This window comes from Rhodosalinus sediminis, from assembly GCF_003385555.1.
GTDB lineage: Bacteria > Pseudomonadota > Alphaproteobacteria > Rhodobacterales > Rhodobacteraceae > Rhodosalinus > Rhodosalinus sediminis.
Window position 1 is genome coordinate 1 of record NZ_QOHR01000029.1, and the last position, 17,948, is coordinate 17,948.

Sequence of the window (17,948 nt, forward strand, 5' to 3'; positions counted from 1 at the left end):
CGAAGCGGTAGATCAGACGATCCTTAACGAATCGCGTTCGGTTGGTGCGGGTGCCCGTTCGTTCACCGTGCCGGATCGCGCGGCTCCCTCCGCGGGACATCCGGCGGGTGTTGCGGCGACGGCTGGCGTGGGGCGACGCGGCGTGACCTGAAAGCCGCGGTTCACCATCGGTGCCGGCGCGCTCTAGCGGCGCGCTGTAGCGGTTCTGCCAGTCATGCGATAAAAATGCTGTCAAAATGCCGTAAGCGGCGTACGATCGAGCAGAAGGACACCTCGAAATGACCCGTCGCGCCCCCGTCGCCCTCGCGCTCGCCGCGGTCCTCGCCACGGCCTCCTGCGGCATCACCTACGTCAGCCCCTCGGTGCGCAGCGACAGCGCGGACGTTCCCGTGCGCGTCATGACGTTCAGCTCGCAGAGCGTTATGATGGCGAACCGGGCGCCCTACACGCCCCAGAGCCTGCCGGAGGCGTTCTACCAGACGGCCACGAACGAGGGGCGGATGCGCCAGGCCGCCGCGCTCCCGGAGGCGCCGGTCGTGCCCGACGAGACCTTCCGCGAGCCGGTCATGCGCCCGCCGCCGCCGGTCGAGCCGGAGCCCTATCGCATCGGCGTGGGCGACCGCGTGCTGCTGGCCACCGAAAGCGCGGGCACCACGGTCGAGGAGTTGAGCGGCCTCCTCGCCGCGCAGACCCAGCGCCAGGGCTTCACCGTGCGCGACGACGGCACCATCTCGATCCCCGACATCGGGCAGGCGCGGCTCGCCGGGCTGACGCTCGAGGAGGCGGAGAACGAGCTGTTCGACGTTCTCATCGCCAATGAGCTCAGCCCCGCCGTCGCCCTCGAGATCGCGGAGTTCAACGCGCACAAGGTCGTCGTGGGCGGCGCGGTGGGCAGCCCCACGGTCGTGCCGATCACGCTGCAGCCGCTGACGCTCGGCCTCGCCGTGGCGGCGGCCGGGGGGCTTGACGTGCCCGAGCCGCGCTTCGCCACCATCCGCATCTTCCGGAACGGGACGCTTTACCAGATCCCCGTCGACACCTTCGAGGACGACGCCGATCTGCAGAACCTCATCCTGCGCTCGGGCGACGCGATCTTCGTCGATCTGACCTATGATCTCGACAAGGCGCTCTCCTACTTCCAGCAGCAGATCGACATCATCTCGCTCGAGCGCGAATCGCGCAGGCAGGCCTTCTCCGAGCTTCAGGCCGAGATCGGCTTCCGCCAGGCGGCGCTGAACGAGCGGCGCTCGAACTTCCGGACCCGGCTGGAGCTCGGCGCCGAGCCGCGCGACTACGTCTACCTGAGCGGCGAGGTCGCCAGCCAGAGCCGCGTGCCGCTCCCGTTCGATCAGCGCGCGTCGCTCGCCGACGTGCTCTTCGAGAGCGGCGGCTTCGACGTGACCACCGGCAACCCGGCGCATATCTACGTGCTGCGGCCCTCGCCCGATCCGGCGGAGTTCGGGGCGGTGACCGCCTGGCACCTCGACGCGACGAACCCGGCGGCCTTCACCCTCGCCGGGCGCTTCGAGATGCGGCCCGACGACGTGGTCTTCATCGAGGCGCAGCCGATCACGCGCTGGAACCGCACGCTGCGGCAGTTCTTCCCGGTGCTGATCAACACGGCGCAGTCGGCGGTGACGGAGTAAGCCGCGCCTTGGGCCGAGGGCGCGGGCCGTGCGGCCCGCCGCCCGTGACGCGAGGGGGATGGTCGGCGGCGGCGCGCATCATCGCGTGACGTGCGACCACGTCGGATCGCGCCGACGGGGGCGCGTATTCCCGAGATCACGGCCTGGCACAAATGGCTGCAGGGCGACGTGGAACCGCCCTGCCGGCGATGCGATCCGTGAGCGTGGTCTCTTTACGACGGCGGCGCAGCCCGGCGTCCGAGCGGCGCGGCCTGCCGGGGCGCGGCGCCGGCGGCGCGCGCGCCCCGGTGCGCCGGTCACTCCGGCAGGAGCACCGTGTCGATGCGGTGGATCACGCCGTTGGAGGCCGGGATGTCGGCCTGCGTGACGCGCGCGTCGTTGACGTGCACCGCCTCGCCCGTGGCGTCGATGTGCAGGTCGCCGCCCTGAACGGTCGTCGCCGAGAGGCGCTCGCCGATCAGCTGATCCGAGGTCACGACGCCCGGGACCACGTGATAGGTCAGCACCGCGGAGAGCTGGTCGCGGTTCTCCGGCTGGAGGAGCGCTTCGACCGTGCCCTCGGGCAGTTTTTCGAAGGCGGCGTTCGTGGGCGCGAAGACGGTGAAGGGGCCGTCCCCGTCCAGCGTCCCGACGAGGTCGGCGGCGTCGGCCGCGGCGACGAGGGTCGAGAACTGATCGTTGCTCGAGAGGACGCCGGCGATGCTCGGCTCTTGGGACATCATGGGCGCGCAGGCCGCGATCGTCGCGGCGAGGCCGGTGCCGGCGAGCGTCTTGAGCGCGAAACGGCGGTTCATGTGATGGCTCCTTTCCGTTGATATGCGGTCGCTCGATCAGGCGCGCGGACGGGGCGCCCGCAGGCGCCCCGCCCTCGCTCCGTGAGCCAGATTACTCGGGCATGATCACCGAATCGATGACGTGGATCACCCCGTTGGAGGCCTCGATGTCGGCGGTCGTCACGGTCGCGCCGTCGACCATCACCGTGCCGTCCATGATGCTGATCTCGACCTCGGAGCCCTGCACCGTCTCCGCCATCATGCCGTCGGAAAGGTCCGAGGACATCACCGCGCCCGGCACCACGTGGTAGGTCAGGATCGAGGTGAGCGTGTCGGTGTCCTCGAGCAGGCCCTCGACGGTGCCCTCGGGCAGCGCGGCGAAGGCGTCGTCGGTCGGCGCGAAGACGGTGAACGGGCCGTCGCCCTTCAGCGTCTCGACGAGGCCCGCGGCCTCGAGCGCGGTGGCGAGGGTCGTGAAGTTGCCGGCCTCGACGGCGGTGTCCACGATGTCCTTGCCCATGTGGTCGTCGGCGAGCGCCGGACCGGCGAGCGCGGTGGCCGAGGCGAGGGCGATGAGGGTTCTGCGGAACATGTCTGTCCTCCTGCGTGAGCGAAACGAAATCTTCGTTCGAAACGAAATGCCCGTTCGAGCATTTCGAGTGACTCTACGCCGGAGACCGCCCGCGGGTTCACCGGGGTTTTCCGCCGATCGCGTTTGACCCGGGGGCAACGCGCGCTAAGCCGCGCCGCCCCGAGGTTTCTACTAAAATCCTTGTGATCTGCCGTGAGCGCGCGGGCCTCAGTCCATGCCGATGGCGCTGCGCGCGATGCGGTCGAGAAGCGCCTCGACCTGGTCCATGGGCCCGTCGGGATAGCCGCGGTAGCCGATGGTCACCGTCTCCTCGCCCGCCTCCTGCATGATGAAGACGTGATAGGGGCAATAGGCGATGTTCATCGGGTCGGCCTCCATCACCGCGCGCGAGACGGTGGCCGAGCAGAAGCCGTAGGCCTCCGCCGCCTCGTAGAGCACCACGTCCGAGCCGACGTCGGCCCGCGTGCGGGAGAGCATGCCGCCCACGTCGCTGACGTGGTCGATCACCAGCCCCTCGTCGAGGATCGCGTTCTCGAGCCCGAAGGCCACGTCGCCGTAAGACAGATCCGTCTCGTAGGTGACCACGTCCCCGTCGGCGAGCGCCGGCCCGGCGCAGACGGCGAGGGCGGCGGCGGCGAGTGTCTTGCGCATGTCTCTCTCCCTGTGTCCGGGGCCGGCCGCGGTGGCCGGCCCGATGCGTGCACGCTACGCTCGCAGGTGTCCGCGCGCATTGCGGCAGGTCAAGACGGAAAGGCAGGAGCGATGGACTGGATCGGGATCGCGCTTCAGGCGCTCGCGGCGCTCTTCATCCTCGCGGTGGGGCTCGGCGTTCTGCTCGTCGCGGTGCTCTTCGTGCTCGACCGGACGCAGCGGGGCGACGCGATCCGGCGCAACTACCCGGTGATCGGCCGCTTCCGCCATCTCTTCACCACGCTGGGGGAGTTCTTCCGGCAGTATTTCTTCGCCATGGACCGCGAGGAGCTGCCCTTCAACCGCGCGCAGCGCAACTGGGTCTATGCCGCCGCCGAGGGGCGGAGCAACACGCTCGCCTTCGGCTCCACCCGGCTGACGAGCACGCCGGGCACGCCGATCTTCATGAACGCGGCCTTCCCGCCGCTCGACGATCAGTACGGCACCACCGCGCCGCTGGTGATCGGCCCGCACTGCCCGACGCCCTACGCCGCGCCCTCGGTCTTCAACATTTCGGGGATGAGCTACGGCGCGATCTCGCGCCCGGCGGTGCGCGCGCTCGCCCACGGGGCGCGGATGGCCGGCATCTGGATGAACACCGGCGAGGGCGGGCTGTCGCTCTATCACCTCGAAGGGGGCTGCGACATCGTCTTTCAGATCGGCACGGCGAAATACGGCGTCCGCGACGCGGCAGGCAATCTCGACGACGAGAAGCTCCGCGCGGTCGCAGCGCACGATCAGGTCCGCATGTTCGAGATCAAGCTCAGCCAGGGCGCCAAGCCCGGCAAGGGCGGCATCCTGCCGGCCGACAAGGTCACCCCCGAGATCGCCGAGATCCGCGGCATCCCGGAGGCCGAGGACAGCCTCTCGCCCAACCGCCACCGCGAGGCGGGAAGCTGGGGCGAGCTTCTGGACCTGATCGCGCACGTCCGCGCGGTCACCGGAAAGCCCACGGGCATCAAGACCTGCCTCGGCTCGTTGGACCCGTGGGAGGCGTTCTTCGCCGAGATTGACCGCCGCGGGCCCGAGAGCGCGCCGGATTTCATCACCGTGGACGGCGGCGAGGGCGGGACCGGCGCGGCGCCCATGCCGCTGATGGACCTCGTCGGCATGCCCCTGCGCGAGGCGCTCGTGCGCATCGTGGACCTGCGCGACCGCCACGGGCTGCACGACCGCATCCGCGTGGTCGCCTCCGGCAAGCTGGTCAATCCGGGCGACGTCGCCTGGGCGATCTGCGCGGGCGCGGATTTCGTGACGAACGCGCGGGGCTTCATGTTCTCGCTCGGCTGCATCCAGGCGCTCAAGTGCAACCGCAACACCTGCCCGACCGGCGTGACGACGCACGACCCGCGCCTGCAGGCGGGCCTCGTCGCCGAGGAGAAGGACCGCCGCGTCGCCGCCTACGCGCGCACCATCATCGGCGAGGTCGAGATGATCGCCCATTCCGTCGGCGTGGCCGAGCCGCGGCTGATGCGCCGCCGCCACGTCCGCCTCGTGCAGGAGGACGGCCGCTCGGTGCCGATGAACGAGATCTCGCCCTCGGTCCCGCGCCCCGAGCCCGCCTGAGCGCGCCCGGCGCCTCAGGCATCGGCGCGGCGCGTGCGGATCTCGGAGCCCTCGAGGATGCGCACCTCCCGCTGGGGGAAGGGGATGGCGATGCCGTTCGCCTGAAACGCGTCCCAGAGCGCGAGGTAGACGTTGCCGCGGATGTTGGTGATGCCGCCGGCCGGGTCGCGGATCCAGAAGCGCAGGACGTAATTCACGGCGCTGTCGCCGAAGCCGGTGATGTGGCAGACCGGTGGGCGGTCCTCGAGCACGCGGTCGATGCCGGCCGCCGCCTCGCGCGCGACGCGGCGCACCGTGTGCGGGTCGTTCCCGTAGGCGGTGCCGAAGTGGATGTCGAGGCGCACGAAGTCGTTGGAATGGGACCAGTTCACCACCTGCCCGGTGATCAGGTCCTCGTTCGGGATCAGGTATTCCTTGCCGTCGCGTGTTGTGATCGAGACGTAGCGCGCGCCGAGGCTGTTGATCCAGCCGAAGGTCTCGCCGATGCTGATGACGTCGCCGGGCTTGATCGACCGGTCGAGGAGCAGGATCACCCCCGAGACGAGGTTCGAGACGACCTTCTGCAGCCCGAAGCCGAGGCCGACGCCCACGGCGCCCGAGAGCACCGCGAGGCCGGTAAGGTCGAAGCCCACCGCGCGCAGCCCGATCACGAAGGCCGCGCCGTAGAGCCCCACCTGCAACAGCTTGACCGAGAGCACCCGCATCGAGGGGCTGAGCTCCTCGTTGGCGTAGAGCCGCGCGGCGCTCTGCCGGGCGATCACGCGGGCCACGAAGAAGAGGAGCGCCAGCAGGAAGGCGCCCTGCAGCACCATCCACGCCGAGAGCCGCACCTCGCCGAACTCGATCGCGGCGCGGCCGAGCAGGCGCTCGGCCTCGTCGGTCAGCCCGAGGATGCGCAGCGTCACCCAGGCGTAGGCGCCGTAGCGCACCACCCGGCGCAGCGGCCCGTTGGCGATCAGCCGCGTGGCGAAGGCGACGATCAGCCACGCGGTGGCGAGATCGGCGAGGATGGCGAGGAGCCACGACCGCGAGGGCCAAGTGATCTCCCGCATCATCCAGACGGTGGCCCAGAGGAGCAGCACGTAGAAGATCAGCCGCAGCCGTTTGTGTACCAGCACCAGCACCCGCAGCCGCCAGCGCGGCCAGCCCGAGCGCGCCCGCATCCAGCCGTGCAGTCCCGGCGCGACGGCCGCCCGCAGCGCCCAGGCCAGCGCGAAGAGCCCGGCCGCGATGGCGACCTGCCAGGCGTTCCACGGCACGACCAGCATCGCGCCCAGATCCGCCGCCTCGGCGGCGAGCCGGCGGGCGGCCTCCATGAGCCATGTGCCGCGGCCCGCGGGATCGGTGGTCTCGGGGTTCATGCGCCTTTCGCCGTGCCCTCCGCGGGCGTCAACGCGGCCCGGGCGCTCCGGTTTCACGCGCGCACAGCGACGCGGCGCTTCCCCCGGGGAAGGCGCGGGTGCGGCAGGCACGCCGCTTGCCCGGTGCGGCCCGGCTGTTATTCTGCCGGAATGTCACGGGATCCGGGGCGCTTCGGTGCCGGATCGGAACAGGGAGACGACCACATGAAACGGACGACCGGCCTTCTGGCCGCCGCGCTGCTCGCCTCGACCGCGGTCGGCGCCTCCGCCGAGACGCTGCGCTGGGCGCGTGCCGGCGACAGCCTCACCCTCGACGTGCACGCCCAGAACGAGGGGCCGACGCACACGCTCTCGCACCAGATCTACGAGCCGCTCATCATCCGCGACCACGACGGTCAGATGCAGCCGGCGCTCGCGACCTCCTGGGCGCCCAAGGCCGACGATCCCACGGTCTGGGTGTTCGAACTGCGCGAGGGCGTGACCTATCACGACGGGTCCGACTTCACGGCCGAGGACGTGGTGTTCTCGATCAATCGCGCCAAGACGCCCGACTCCGACATGAAGGAGCTTCTGACCTCGATCACCGAGGTACGCGCGGTGGACGACTACACGGTCGAGATCGTGACCGACGGGCCGAACCCGATCCTGCCGTCGAACCTCACCAATCTGTTCATGATGGACAAGGGCTGGGCCGAGGAGAACGACACGGTCGAGGTGCAGGACGTCGAGGGCGGCGAACAGACCTACGCCACCGCCAACGCCAACGGCACCGGCCCCTTCCGCCTGATCAGCCGCGAGCCCGACGTGCGCACCGTGCTGGAGCGCAACGAGGACTACTGGGGCATCGACGAGTTCCCGCTGGAGGTCAGCCGGATCGAGTACACCCCGATCCAGAACGCCGCGACGCGGGTCGCCGCGCTGCTCTCGGGCGAGGTGGACTTCATCCAGGACGTGCCGGTGCAGGACCTCGGCCGCGTGGCCGAGACCGAGGGGCTCGTGGTCAAGACCGCGCCGCAGAACCGGACGATCTTCTTCGGGCTCAACATGGGCGCCGACGACATCGCCAACGACGACGTGGAGGGCGAGAACCCGCTCGCCGACGCCAACGTGCGCAAGGCGATGAACATGGCGATCAACCGTGACGCCATCAAGCAGGTCGTCATGCGCGGCCAGAGCGAGCCCGCCGGCATGATCGCGCCGCCCTTCGTCAACGGCTGGTCCGAGGCGATGGACGAGACCACCACCGACGTCGACGCCGCCAAGGCGCTGATGGAGGAGGCGGGCTACGCCGACGGCTTCTCGATCCAGCTCGACTGCCCGAACGACCGCTACGTCAACGACGAGGCGATCTGTCAGGCCGTCGTCGGCATGCTCGGCCAGATCGGGATCACCGTGAACCTCGACGCCAAGCCCAAGGCGCAGCACTTCCCGCTGATCACCAACGGCGAGACCGACTTCTACATGCTGGGCTGGGGCGTTCCGACCTACGACTCGGAGTACATCTTCAACTTCCTCGTGCACACCCGCACCGACGAGCGCGGCAGCTGGAACGGCACCGGCTTCTCGAACCCGGAGGTCGACGAGATGATCGTCTCGCTCGCCTCCGAGACCGATCTCGAGGTGCGCAACGACACGATCCAGTCGATCTGGGAGGTCGTGCAGGACGAGACGATCTACCTGCCGGTCCACCACCAAGTGCTGAACTGGGGCATGTCCGAGGACGTGATCACCGAGGTGAGCCCGGAGGACGACCCGAAGTTCAAGTTCTTCGAGATGAACTGAGCGACCGTCCCGATCGGGGCGACGAGGACGACGGGGGCGGCCACACGGCCGCCCCTTTTTCGTGGGCGGCGGTCTTGGCGCGCCGGATCGCCGCGTTATCCTTGCCCGCGACGAACGGCGACGGGGCGACGCATGCGCGAAGGCGGGCGGCGGGACATCGGGGGCGGAGGCTTCGGCGGCGGAAACGACGTGTCGCTGGCCGGGGTGATGGCCGGATCGCGCGTCGCGGTCTGCGTCACCGATCCCACGGCGGCCGACAACCCGATCACCTACGTCAACGCGGCCTTCGAGACGCTGACGCTCTACCCGCGTGACGAGGCGGTGGGCCACAATTGCCGTTTCCTGCAGGGGGAGGCGACGGACCCGGCGGATGTGGCCGAGATCCGGGCCGGGCTCGACTGCGGCGAGGATTTCGTCGTCACCCTGACGAATCACCGGGCCGACGGCTCGACCTTCCGCAATCAGCTCTTCGTCTCGCCGGTGCATGACGAGACCGGCGCGCTCACCGGGTATTTCGGCCTGCTCCGTCACGTCGACGCCGAGGAGGCCGCGCTGCGCGAGCGGCGCGCGATCAGCCAGGAGACCATGCTGAAGGAGCTTCAGCACCGGGTGAAGAATCACCTCGCCATGGTGGTGAGCATGATCCGCCTGCAATCCCGGCGCGAGATCAGCGCCGCCTCCTTCGACGACCTGAGCCACCGGGTCGAGGCGCTCTCGCTGTTCTACGACGAGCTTTTCAACGCCGGCGAAGAGGCCGGCGGCGGCGTGCCCGAGGTCGTCACGGTGGGGCCTTACCTCGAACGGGTGGCCGCCGCGGTTACGGGGATCGAGGGGCGGGCGCGGGTGCGCCTCGACATCGCCTGCGACGAGGTCCTGCTGCCGCTGGACACCACCGCGCGGCTCGGGCTGCTGCTGTCGGAGTTCCTGACCAACGCCTTCAAGCACGCCTTCGTCGGCCGCGATGCCGGCGTGGTGGCGATCCGCCTGACCCGGCGCGACGACGGCGCGGTGGTGCTCAGCGTCTCGGACGACGGCGTGGGCCTGCCGGTGGGCAGCGACTGGCCCGCCGGCGCGGTCTCGATCTCGGAACAGCACGCGCGGTCGGAAGCCGGAGACGGTGCGCGTGAAACGGGGGGCCGCGACGGGGACGCCGGGCTCGGCGGGACCATCGTGGACGGGCTGGCCCGCTCGATTGGGGCGGAGGTCCGGGTGGTGAGCGACGCCGGCACCCGATTCGAGGTGGAGATCCCCGCCGGAGGGGCGGGGGACGACGCCGGCTGACGCGGCGTGCATCGCCGCGCCGCGGCGTCACGGAGGGGCCCGACCGCTTGACCGGGCCGGCGTTTACGGAGACGTTGCCGAGATGCTCGCCTATGTGCTTCGCCGTGTCTTTCAGTCCGCACTGGTCCTGCTCATCGTGGGGCTCGTGGCCTTCGCCATGTTCCGCTTCGTGGGCGACCCGATCGACAACATGCTGGGGCAGGAGCGGACGCAGGCCGACGTGGAGCGGCTGCGCACCGAGCTCGGGCTCGATCAGCCCTTCCCGGTGCAATACTGGCGCTTCCTCGAGCAGGCGGTGCAGGGCAACTTCGGCCTGAGCTACCGGCAGGGGCGGCCCGTCTCGGAAATCCTCGTCGAGCGGCTGCCCGCGACGCTGGAGCTCGCCTTCGTCTCGGGGCTCTTCGCGCTCGCCTTCGGGATCGGGCTCGGCATCTTCACAGCGATCCGAAAACGCGGATTCGCCGCCAACGCGATCATGACGCTCAGCCTGATCGGGGTCTCGCTGCCCACCTTCCTGATCGGCATTCTGTTAATCTACGTCTTCGCGGTGGAGCTCGGCTGGCTGCCGAGCTTCGGGCGCGGCGAGGTGGTCGCGATCGGCGGCTGGACCACCGGGTTCCTGACCGAAAGCGGGATCAAGGCGCTGATCCTGCCGGCCTTCACGCTCGGGCTCTACCAGATGACGCTGATCATGCGGCTGGTGCGCACCGAGATGCTCGAGGTGCTGCGGCAGGACTACATCCGCTTCGCGCGCGCCCGCGGCCTGCGCGAGCGCGCGATCAACTTCCGCCACGCGCTGAAGAACACCATGGTCCCCGTCATCACGATCACGGGCCTTCAGCTCGGCTCCATCATCGCCTTCGCCATCATCACCGAGACGGTGTTCCAGTGGCCGGGCGTGGGGCTTCTCTTCATCAACGCGATCCAGTTCGTCGATATCCCCGTCATGGCGGCCTACCTGATGATGATCTCGGTGATGTTCGTGGGCATCAACCTGATCGTGGACCTGCTTTATTTCGCGATCGATCCGCGGCTGCGGGTGGATCGCTCGGCCGGGAAGGTGACATGACCGACGCCCCCCTCAGCCCCGTCCGCGAGGCGCGCGCGGTGAAGCGCTTCAAGCGCGCCTGGGACAGCGACTTCGCCTATTCCTTCCGCCGCTCGCCCGTCGCGGTGGTGAGCTTCGTCGTCGTGGCGATCCTGATCCTCGCCGCGGTGCTCGCGCCGGTGATCGCGCCGCACGATCCCTTCGATCCGGCGACGCTGAACCTGATGAACGGCTTCACGCCGCCGATGACGGAGAACCAGTTCACCGGGGAGGTCTTCCTGCTCGGCACCGACGACCAGGGGCGCGACGTCTTTTCGACCATCCTCTACGGGATGCGGATCTCGCTCTTCGTGGGCTTCTCGGCGGTGCTGCTCGCCATGGTGATCGGCGTGACGCTGGGCCTCGTCGCGGCCTACATCGGCGGCTGGACCGAGACGATCATCATGCGCACGGCGGACGTGCAGCTGACCTTCCCGGCGATCCTCGTGGCGATGCTGATCTTCGGCATCGCCAAGGGCATCACCCCGCCCGAGTTCCGCGACCAGATGGCGATCTGGGTGCTGATCCTCGCCATCGGGCTGTCCGACTGGGTGCAGTTCGCCCGCGTGGTGCGCGGCGCGACGCTCGTCGAGAAGAACAAGGAATACGTGCAGGCCGCGCGGCTGATCGGGCGCTCGCGCGGGGCGATCATGCTGCGCCACATCCTGCCCAACGTGCTGAACCCGGTGCTGGTGATCGCCACGATCAGCCTCGCGCTGGCGATCATCGCGGAGGCGACGCTGTCCTTCCTCGGCGTCGGTGCGCCGCCGACGAAGCCCTCGCTCGGCACGCTCATCCGCATCGGGCAGGAGTTCATGTTCTCGGGCGAGTGGTGGATCCTCTTCTTCCCGGCGCTCGCGCTCCTCGCGCTCGCGCTCTCCATCAACTTGCTCGGCGACTGGCTGCGCGACGCGCTGAACCCGAGGCTCAGATGACCGAGACGATGCATTCCGACGACCGCGCCAACGCCGCCGCTGTCCTTTCGGTCCGCGATCTGGTGGTGGAGATCCCGACGCGGGCCGGCACGCTGCGCCCCACCGACGGGGTGAGCTACGACATCCGCGCGGGCGAGATCCTCGGCGTGGTGGGCGAGAGCGGCGCGGGCAAGTCGATGACCGGCAACGCGGTGATCGGCCTGCTCGACCCGCCCGCGCGCATCGCCGGGGGCGAGATCCGTCTGAACGGCGAGCGCATCGACAACATCCCGCGCGACCGGCTGCGCCGGCTGCGCGGCGACAGGATCGGGATGATCTTTCAGGACCCGCTGACCTCGCTCAACCCGCTCCTGACCATCGGCGAGCAGCTGACCGAGACGATCCTCGAGCATCTGCCGGTCAGCCAGTCGGAGGCGCTGGAGCGCGCAGTCGCCGCGCTCGAGGAGGTGGGCATCCCCGCCGCGCGGGCGCGCATCAACAGCTATCCGCACGAGTTCTCGGGCGGCATGCGCCAGCGCGTGGTGATCGCGCTCGCGCTCTGCGCCGAGCCCGACCTCGTGATCGCGGACGAGCCCACCACCGCGCTCGACGTCAGCGTGCAGGCGCAGATCATCGCGCTCCTGAAGCGACTCTGCCGCGAGCGGGGCGTCGCGGTGATGCTGGTCACCCATGACATGGGTGTGATCGCCGAGGCTGCCGACCGCGTCGCGGTGATGTATGCCGGCCGGCTGGTGGAGCTCGGCCCGGTGCGCGAGGTGCTGACGCGCGCGCGCCATCCCTACACCGCGGGGCTCATGGCCTCGACGCCGCTCGCGAGCCTCGGGCACGCGCGGCTCAAGCAGATCCCGGGCGCCATGCCGCGGCTCAACGCGCTGCCGGCGGGCTGCCCCTTCCACCCGCGCTGCGAGCGGGCGGGAGAGCGCTGCCGCGAGAACCCGCCGCCGACGCTCGCCGCCTGCGAGGGGCGCGCCGCCTGCTGGTTCCCGCTGACCCCGGAGACGGAGGAAAGCGCCGCATGACATCGCTGATTTCCGTGCGCGGACTCACCCGCGTCTTCGACGTTTCGAAGCCGTGGCTGAACCGGGTGCTCGAACGCCTGCCGAAGTCCTATCTGACGGCGGTCTCGGACGTCTCCTTCGAGGTGGAGGAGAAATCCGTCTACGCCCTCGTGGGCGAGTCGGGCTCGGGCAAGTCCACCATCGGCAAGATCGTCGTGGGCCTCGTGCCCCCGACCGAGGGCACGGTCGAGATCGAGGGCGTGGACCTCTCGCGCGAGACGGACGCGGCGAAGGTGGATCGCATCCGCTCCGACGTGCAGATGATCTTTCAGGACCCCTACGCCTCGCTCAATCCGCGCTGGCGGGTGCGCGACATCATCGCCGAGCCGGTGGCCGCGCGGGGCGGCGAGACCGCGGGCCTCGCCGAGCGGCTGCTGGAGCAGGTGGGGCTGTCGGCCGCCGACGCCTCGAAGTTCCCGCACGAGTTCTCGGGCGGGCAGCGCCAGCGCCTCTGCATCGCGCGCGCGCTCGCCTCGAACCCGCGGGTGATCGTCTGTGACGAGCCGACCTCGGCGCTCGACGTCTCCGTGCAGGCGCAGGTGCTGAACCTGATGAGCGACCTCCGGCAGGAGCTGGGCCTGACCTATCTCTTCATCAGCCACGACCTGACGGTGGTGCAGCACATGGCCGACCGGATCGGCGTGCTCTACCTCGGCCGGCTGGTGGAGGAGGCGCCGCGCGACACGCTCTTCGAGGCGCCGGCGCATCCCTACACGCAGATGCTCTTCGCCGCGGCGCCGCGGATGGATGCCTTCGGCCGCGAGGTGGAGCCGCCCAAGGGCGAGATCCCCGACGCGATCAACCCGCCGCCGGGCTGCGCCTTCCACCCGCGCTGCCCGCTCGCGATCGAGCGCTGCAGCGTGGAGCGCCCCGAGATGCGCACGCTCGGCGAGACGCGCGTGGCCTGCCACCGGGCCGAGGAGGCGGTGCGCCGCTTCCGCGCGGAGCCGGCGACGGCGGAGTGATCCCGGGCGGGGCAGGGGGGCTGTCTGCCCCCCTCTTGGCCTTCGGCCCATTCACCCCCCGAGGATATTTGACCCAAGAAGAAGGGCCGGGCGGTCAGCCCGCGTCGACGCGCGCGAGGTAGGTGTCGCGCGCGGCGGCCATTTCGCGCGCCCACCAGGCGGCCTCGTCCTCGCCCGCCGCGGGGCCGCGGCCGAGGCGGGCGGCCTCGTCGAAGAAGCCCTGCCCGGGGGTGCGCCCGCGCATGCGGCTGACCACCAGCGCGGCGAGGAAGGGGCGGCCGGCCGCGGCGTCCTCGGCCATGGTGGCCTCGAGCGCGCGGGTGACGCGGCGCACGGCGCCGGGCATGTACATGCCGAGCGAGCGGGCGAGCGCGCCGTAGGTGATCGGGAGCTCGCCGGGGGCGAGGCCGGCGAGTTGCGCGCGGATCTTCTGGCGCAGGGCGGCCTCGTCGTCGGTGGCGCGGCGGGGCGGCGGCACCTCGCGGGCGGCGCCGTCGGGCGCGATCTCGGCGGCCCAGGCGCGCTCTCCGTGGCGCACGGTGATGCGGGTCATGCCGGCGTCGGGGCCGTGGCCCTCCTCGACGGTGGCGGCGGCGTCGCCGGCGCGCAGGGCCTCGCGCAGCGCGTCCGCCGTCAGCCCGAGCTTCGGCGCGAGGTAGTCGGGCGCGACCATGAAGCGGCCCTGCTCCTCGGTGATGGCGCCGGGCGGCACGGGGCGGTGGAGGAGGGGCGTCGCGCCCTCCGGCGCGGCGGGGGCCTGCGCATAATAGGGGTTGGTGCCGGCGGAGTGGTCGGTGACGTCCACGATCTCGCGCACCTCCGGCACCGCCATGCGGATCATCTGTTCGACGCCCTGGCGCAGGGTGGCGGCGGAGGCGGCGCAGCCTTGGCAGCCGCCGGACATGCGCAGGCTGACCACTCCGTCCTGCACGTCGACCACCGCGACGTGGCCGCCGTGGGCGGCGATGGAGGGGTTGGCCTGCGCGTCGAGGACGTGCTGCACCGCCTCGCGCACGCCCGCGTCATCGCGCGCGCCCGGGGCGGGTGCGGCGGCGCCGTCGCCCAAGGGCGCGTCGGTCTCGGCGAGCACCGCGCGGATGGCGGCGGCGACGGGGGCCTTGAGCGCCTCCCGGTCGGTACCGGGCGTGCGCGTGACGCTCACCACCCGGCCCGCGACGTGCAGCGCGCGCACCCCCTCGATGGCGAGGAGCGCGCGGGGCAGGGGCGCCGCGCCCGGCTCGGCGCCGGAGAATTCCGCGCCCGGCTGCACCTCGCGTTCGAGCACGAAGCGCAGGGTGTCGGGGTCGCCCGCGGGGCGCTCGGCGCGGATCTTCAGCCGCTCAGACATCCTCGGCCTCCGCGGCCTCGAGGCGGCGGAGCGTGGTGAAGGGGTAGATGCCGCTCTGGTGGCCGTCGCTGAAGGCGATGCCGATGGCGTAGTTGCCGAGCGACCAGACGCGCGTCGGCGCCACGTCGAGCGGCACCGAGGCCGGGTCGAGGAGCGCCCGGCCGCTCATCTCGTCCACGCATTGCGCGCAGCGGCAGGCGAGGCGCAGGTCGCGCACGTCGTGGCGCGTCTCGGCCCCGTCGGCCCAGGTGACGGCGAGCGTGCGCGCGTCGGGCCGCTCCATGGCGAGCGGCACCTCCGCCGGGCCGTCGGGGCGCGCGGCCTCCGGGTGGCCCCGGGGCGCGCCGGTGTTCTCGGCCCAGTTCCAGTCGAACGGGAGCTCGAGGCCCGCGTCGCCCGTCGCGCTGCCCGCGATGGCGGTGGCGACGGCGCGGTAGGCCTCGGCCGCGGGGGCCTCGGGTTGGGCGACGACGAGCGGCTTGCCGGCGTCGCCGCAATCGACCACCGACGGGTCGAGCGGCACGGCGCCGAGGAAGGGCACGCCGAGATCCCCGGCGATGCGCTCGCCGCCGCCCTGGTGGAAGATGTGCGTCACCGTCCCGCAGGAGGGGCAGGTGAAGCCGCTCATGTTCTCGACGATGCCGAGGATCGGCACCTTCACCTGTTCCATCATGCGCAGGCCCCGCCGCGCGATCTTGAGGCTCACGTCCTGCGGCGTGGTCACGATCACCGCGCCCGAGAGCGGAAACGCCTGCGCGAGCGTGAGCTGCACGTCGCCGGTGCCCGGCGGCAGGTCGAGCAGGAGCACGTCGACCCCGCCCCAGGCGACCTCGGTGATGAACATGCGCAGGTACTTGGCGACCATCGGGCCGCGCAGGATCGCGGGCTTGTCGTCGCCGGTGAGCATCCCCATCGAGATGACCTTGACCCCGTGCGCCTCGGCCGGGATCACCTTGTCGTCGGGGCCGATGCGGGGGGGCTCGTTCGTGGGCACGCCGAGCATGCCGGGGATCGAGGGGCCGTAGAGGTCGGCGTCCACGATGCCGACCGAGAGCCCCTGCCCGGCGAGCGCGAGGGCGAGGTTCGTGGTCACGGTGGACTTGCCCACGCCGCCCTTGCCGCTTGCGACGGCGAGGATGCGGCCGATGCCGGGCAGGTTCTCGGACCCGCTGGAGGTCTCCTGGGCGAGGGTCGGGGGCGTGTCGGTCACGGGGTGTCCTTCTGGTCCTCGGGAAGCTGGAGGGCGTCGTCGCCCGCGGCGAAACTGGCGCAGAGCTGGCCGATCTCCTCGGGCGTTAGCTCCGCGGCGACGCAGGCGCAATGTCCCCCGCCGTCGCGGGCGCTGAAATGGCGGCAGTCGCCGCAGGTGCCGAAGGCGTTCGCGCCCCGGGCCGCGGCGACGTCGACGGCCAGCGCCGGCAGCGCGCGGGCGAGCGCGCGGCGCTCGGCGGGGCCGAGCCGCGCGATCGACTGCGCGAGATGGCGCAGCGGGTCGCGCGCCAGCATGTCGCGCCCGCCCTCGGTCAGCTCGAAGCGCACGCTGCGGCGGTCGTGCTCGCTCTGACGGCGGACGAGGTAACCCTTCGTCTCGAGCGATTTCACCGTCTGCGAGGCGGTGCCGCGCGTGGTGGCGTGAAAGCTCGCGAAGGCCGAGGGCGTGCGCGAGGCGCTGTTGGCGCGCGCGAAGAAACGCAGCGCCGTCCACTGCGCGGGCGTGAGCGCGGCGCCGGCGTCCTCTCCCCGCGCGGCGCGGCCGAGGTGGACCAGGAACTCCGCGAGCTCGTCGGGTGAGAGATCGTCGCTCATGGTCGGAAAGTATCGTTTCGAAACTTCCTTGACAAGGACGGGGTGGCGCGAGATGGTTTCGATACGCTATCATCAGCCGGGAGCCCGCTCCGCGATGAACAAACCCTTTCCGCCGCCCCGTGAGGGCGCACGGACCCGCCCGCCGGAGTTTCTCGACGCCGAGACCGAGCTCGCGCTCGCCTATGCGTGGCGCGACGAGGGCGACACGGCGGCGCGCAACCGGCTCGTCACGGCGCATCGCGCGCTCGCCGTCGCCGCGGCCCGGCGCGCGGCGGGGCCGGGCGGCGCGCCGGACGACGACGTCGTGCAGCAGGCGAACATCGGCCTTCTGAAGGCGGCCGAGCGGTTCGACCCGGACCGTGGCTTTCGCTTCTCGACCTATGCTGCGTGGTGGATCCGCGCGGAGATACAGGACTACCGCATGCGGAGCTGGTCGCTGGTGCGGCTCGGCAACTCGCCGGCGCTGCGCCGGCTCTTCTTCAACCTGCGCCGCGTCGAATCGCGGCTGCGCATGACCGGCGAGGTGGCCGAGGCCGACATGGACGCCGCCATCGCCGCCGAGCTCGGCGTGGACGAATCCCAGGTGAGCGCGATGCGCCAGCGTCTCGCGGCGCGGGACGGCTCGCTCAACCGCCCGGCGCTCGGCGAAGAGGGGAGCGAGATCCAGGAGCTTCTGGAGGATCCCGACTCGGACACCGAGGCGGCGGTCGGCGCGCGCATGGACCGGCGCGCCTTCTGGGCGCAGGTCGCCGGGCACATTCGCACGCTGCCTGAGCGCGAGCGCGAGATCGTCATCGCCTCTTTCGTGCAGGAGCCGCCCAAGACCCTCGCCGAGCTCGGCGAAACCTATGGAATCTCGCGCGAACGCGTGCGCCAGCTGCGCGAGCGGGGCCTCGAGCGGCTGCGCCGGGCCTTCGCGCAGGAGGGCGACGAGGTGGGCGCCTGAGGCCGACGCCACGGAATGTGACGTTTTCTTTGCAGCGCCCCAAAAAAGGGCTTGCGACTCGGGGCGGCGATCCGTAAATCACCCCTCACCGACGGCGGCGAGGCGCTGATCG

Annotated in this window: 16 protein-coding genes; 9 read left to right on the forward strand and 7 right to left on the reverse strand. The window is 71.0% G+C overall.

Features of this window, described 5'->3' with window-relative positions:
• Nucleotides 1-278 precede the first annotated feature (278 nt).
• Nucleotides 279-1,646 (forward strand): polysaccharide biosynthesis/export family protein, encoded by a 1,368-nt coding sequence (locus tag DRV84_RS13685; RefSeq protein ID WP_192881428.1) that lies wholly within the window; start codon nt 279-281, stop codon nt 1,644-1,646.
• 296 nt (nt 1,647-1,942) lie between these two features.
• Here DRV84_RS13685 and DRV84_RS13690 read toward each other — a convergent pair whose 3' ends face one another.
• From DRV84_RS13690 to DRV84_RS13700, 3 genes are all read right to left on the reverse strand, one after another.
• Nucleotides 1,943-2,440 carry a fasciclin domain-containing protein gene (locus DRV84_RS13690; RefSeq protein ID WP_115981695.1) on the reverse strand — a complete coding sequence of 166 codons (498 nt, stop codon included), beginning with the start codon at nt 2,438-2,440 and terminating at the stop codon, nt 1,943-1,945.
• A gap of 91 nt (nt 2,441-2,531) precedes the next feature.
• Entirely contained in the window at nt 2,532-3,011 is a 480-nt protein-coding gene (locus DRV84_RS13695) for a fasciclin domain-containing protein (RefSeq protein WP_115981697.1), read from the reverse strand.
• A 207-nt stretch (nt 3,012-3,218) separates the two neighbouring features.
• Nucleotides 3,219-3,662 carry a DUF302 domain-containing protein gene (locus DRV84_RS13700; RefSeq protein WP_115981699.1) on the reverse strand — a complete coding sequence of 148 codons (444 nt, stop codon included), beginning with the start codon at nt 3,660-3,662 and terminating at the stop codon, nt 3,219-3,221.
• Nucleotides 3,663-3,773: 111 nt separating this feature from the next.
• Here DRV84_RS13700 and DRV84_RS13705 point away from each other — a divergent pair, with 111 nt between their 5' ends.
• On the forward strand, nt 3,774-5,267 hold the full coding sequence (locus DRV84_RS13705) for an FMN-binding glutamate synthase family protein (RefSeq protein WP_115981701.1): 1,494 nt from the start codon (nt 3,774-3,776) through the stop codon (nt 5,265-5,267).
• 14 nt (nt 5,268-5,281) lie between these two features.
• Here the strand turns inward: DRV84_RS13705 and DRV84_RS13710 are convergent, their stop codons facing one another.
• The gene (locus DRV84_RS13710; RefSeq protein ID WP_115981703.1) at nt 5,282-6,628 is read right to left on the reverse strand and encodes a mechanosensitive ion channel family protein; all 1,347 of its coding nucleotides are present in this window, start codon (nt 6,626-6,628) and stop codon (nt 5,282-5,284) included.
• A 204-nt stretch (nt 6,629-6,832) separates the two neighbouring features.
• Here DRV84_RS13710 and DRV84_RS13715 point away from each other — a divergent pair, with 204 nt between their 5' ends.
• The 6 genes from DRV84_RS13715 to DRV84_RS13740 all read left to right on the forward strand — a co-directional run bounded on the left by DRV84_RS13715 (nt 6,833) and on the right by DRV84_RS13740 (nt 13,736).
• A complete protein-coding gene (locus DRV84_RS13715) occupies nt 6,833-8,410 on the forward strand; it encodes an ABC transporter substrate-binding protein (protein WP_115981705.1) in 1,578 nt (525 codons plus the stop codon).
• 132 nt (nt 8,411-8,542) lie between these two features.
• Entirely contained in the window at nt 8,543-9,691 is a 1,149-nt protein-coding gene (locus tag DRV84_RS13720) for a PAS domain-containing protein (protein ID WP_115981707.1), read from the forward strand.
• Nucleotides 9,692-9,773: 82 nt separating this feature from the next.
• Complete coding sequence (locus DRV84_RS13725) at nt 9,774-10,760, forward strand: ABC transporter permease (RefSeq protein ID WP_115981709.1); 987 nt, start codon at nt 9,774-9,776, stop codon at nt 10,758-10,760.
• Entirely contained in the window at nt 10,757-11,713 is a 957-nt protein-coding gene (locus tag DRV84_RS13730; protein ID WP_115981712.1) for an ABC transporter permease, read from the forward strand. Before DRV84_RS13725 ends, DRV84_RS13730 begins: the two co-directional genes overlap by 4 nt.
• Nucleotides 11,710-12,732, forward strand: coding sequence for an ABC transporter ATP-binding protein (locus DRV84_RS13735; protein ID WP_239995084.1), 1,023 nt, complete (start codon nt 11,710-11,712; stop codon nt 12,730-12,732). Before DRV84_RS13730 ends, DRV84_RS13735 begins: the two co-directional genes overlap by 4 nt.
• Complete coding sequence (locus tag DRV84_RS13740) at nt 12,729-13,736, forward strand: ABC transporter ATP-binding protein (protein ID WP_115981713.1); 1,008 nt, start codon at nt 12,729-12,731, stop codon at nt 13,734-13,736. Before DRV84_RS13735 ends, DRV84_RS13740 begins: the two co-directional genes overlap by 4 nt.
• Nucleotides 13,737-13,830: 94 nt before the next feature.
• On the opposite strand, the gene DRV84_RS13745 is transcribed toward DRV84_RS13740, so the two are convergent.
• Genes DRV84_RS13745 through DRV84_RS13755 form a run of 3 tightly spaced genes read right to left on the reverse strand, consistent with a single transcriptional unit; the run spans nt 13,831 to nt 16,890 of the window.
• The gene (locus DRV84_RS13745; protein ID WP_115981715.1) at nt 13,831-15,084 is read right to left on the reverse strand and encodes a DUF6522 family protein; all 1,254 of its coding nucleotides are present in this window, start codon (nt 15,082-15,084) and stop codon (nt 13,831-13,833) included.
• On the reverse strand, nt 15,077-16,294 hold the full coding sequence (locus DRV84_RS13750; RefSeq protein ID WP_239995085.1) for a P-loop NTPase: 1,218 nt from the start codon (nt 16,292-16,294) through the stop codon (nt 15,077-15,079). Before DRV84_RS13750 ends, DRV84_RS13745 begins: the two co-directional genes overlap by 8 nt.
• On the reverse strand, nt 16,291-16,890 hold the full coding sequence (locus tag DRV84_RS13755) for a MarR family transcriptional regulator (protein ID WP_115981717.1): 600 nt from the start codon (nt 16,888-16,890) through the stop codon (nt 16,291-16,293). Before DRV84_RS13755 ends, DRV84_RS13750 begins: the two co-directional genes overlap by 4 nt.
• Nucleotides 16,891-16,984: 94 nt before the next feature.
• Here DRV84_RS13755 and DRV84_RS13760 point away from each other — a divergent pair, with 94 nt between their 5' ends.
• Nucleotides 16,985-17,836, forward strand: coding sequence for a sigma-70 family RNA polymerase sigma factor (locus DRV84_RS13760; protein WP_115981719.1), 852 nt, complete (start codon nt 16,985-16,987; stop codon nt 17,834-17,836).
• Nucleotides 17,837-17,948: the final 112 nt, after the last annotated feature.

Bases quoted from the DNA above. Each gene is read 5' to 3' on its own strand.
- DRV84_RS13685 (WP_192881428.1), top strand. From the start codon at position 279: ATGACCCGTCGCGCCCCCGTCGCCCTCGCGCTCGCCGCGGTCCTCGCC.
- DRV84_RS13690 (WP_115981695.1), bottom strand. From the start codon at position 2,440: ATGAACCGCCGTTTCGCGCTCAAGACGCTCGCCGGCACCGGCCTCGCC.
- DRV84_RS13695 (WP_115981697.1), bottom strand. From the start codon at position 3,011: ATGTTCCGCAGAACCCTCATCGCCCTCGCCTCGGCCACCGCGCTCGCC.
- DRV84_RS13700 (WP_115981699.1), bottom strand. From the start codon at position 3,662: ATGCGCAAGACACTCGCCGCCGCCGCCCTCGCCGTCTGCGCCGGGCCG.
- DRV84_RS13705 (WP_115981701.1), top strand. From the start codon at position 3,774: ATGGACTGGATCGGGATCGCGCTTCAGGCGCTCGCGGCGCTCTTCATC.
- DRV84_RS13710 (WP_115981703.1), bottom strand. From the start codon at position 6,628: ATGAACCCCGAGACCACCGATCCCGCGGGCCGCGGCACATGGCTCATG.
- DRV84_RS13715 (WP_115981705.1), top strand. From the start codon at position 6,833: ATGAAACGGACGACCGGCCTTCTGGCCGCCGCGCTGCTCGCCTCGACC.
- DRV84_RS13720 (WP_115981707.1), top strand. From the start codon at position 8,543: ATGCGCGAAGGCGGGCGGCGGGACATCGGGGGCGGAGGCTTCGGCGGC.
- DRV84_RS13725 (WP_115981709.1), top strand. From the start codon at position 9,774: ATGCTCGCCTATGTGCTTCGCCGTGTCTTTCAGTCCGCACTGGTCCTG.
- DRV84_RS13730 (WP_115981712.1), top strand. From the start codon at position 10,757: ATGACCGACGCCCCCCTCAGCCCCGTCCGCGAGGCGCGCGCGGTGAAG.
- DRV84_RS13735 (WP_239995084.1), top strand. From the start codon at position 11,710: ATGACCGAGACGATGCATTCCGACGACCGCGCCAACGCCGCCGCTGTC.
- DRV84_RS13740 (WP_115981713.1), top strand. From the start codon at position 12,729: ATGACATCGCTGATTTCCGTGCGCGGACTCACCCGCGTCTTCGACGTT.
- DRV84_RS13745 (WP_115981715.1), bottom strand. From the start codon at position 15,084: ATGTCTGAGCGGCTGAAGATCCGCGCCGAGCGCCCCGCGGGCGACCCC.
- DRV84_RS13755 (WP_115981717.1), bottom strand. From the start codon at position 16,890: ATGAGCGACGATCTCTCACCCGACGAGCTCGCGGAGTTCCTGGTCCAC.
- DRV84_RS13760 (WP_115981719.1), top strand. From the start codon at position 16,985: ATGAACAAACCCTTTCCGCCGCCCCGTGAGGGCGCACGGACCCGCCCG.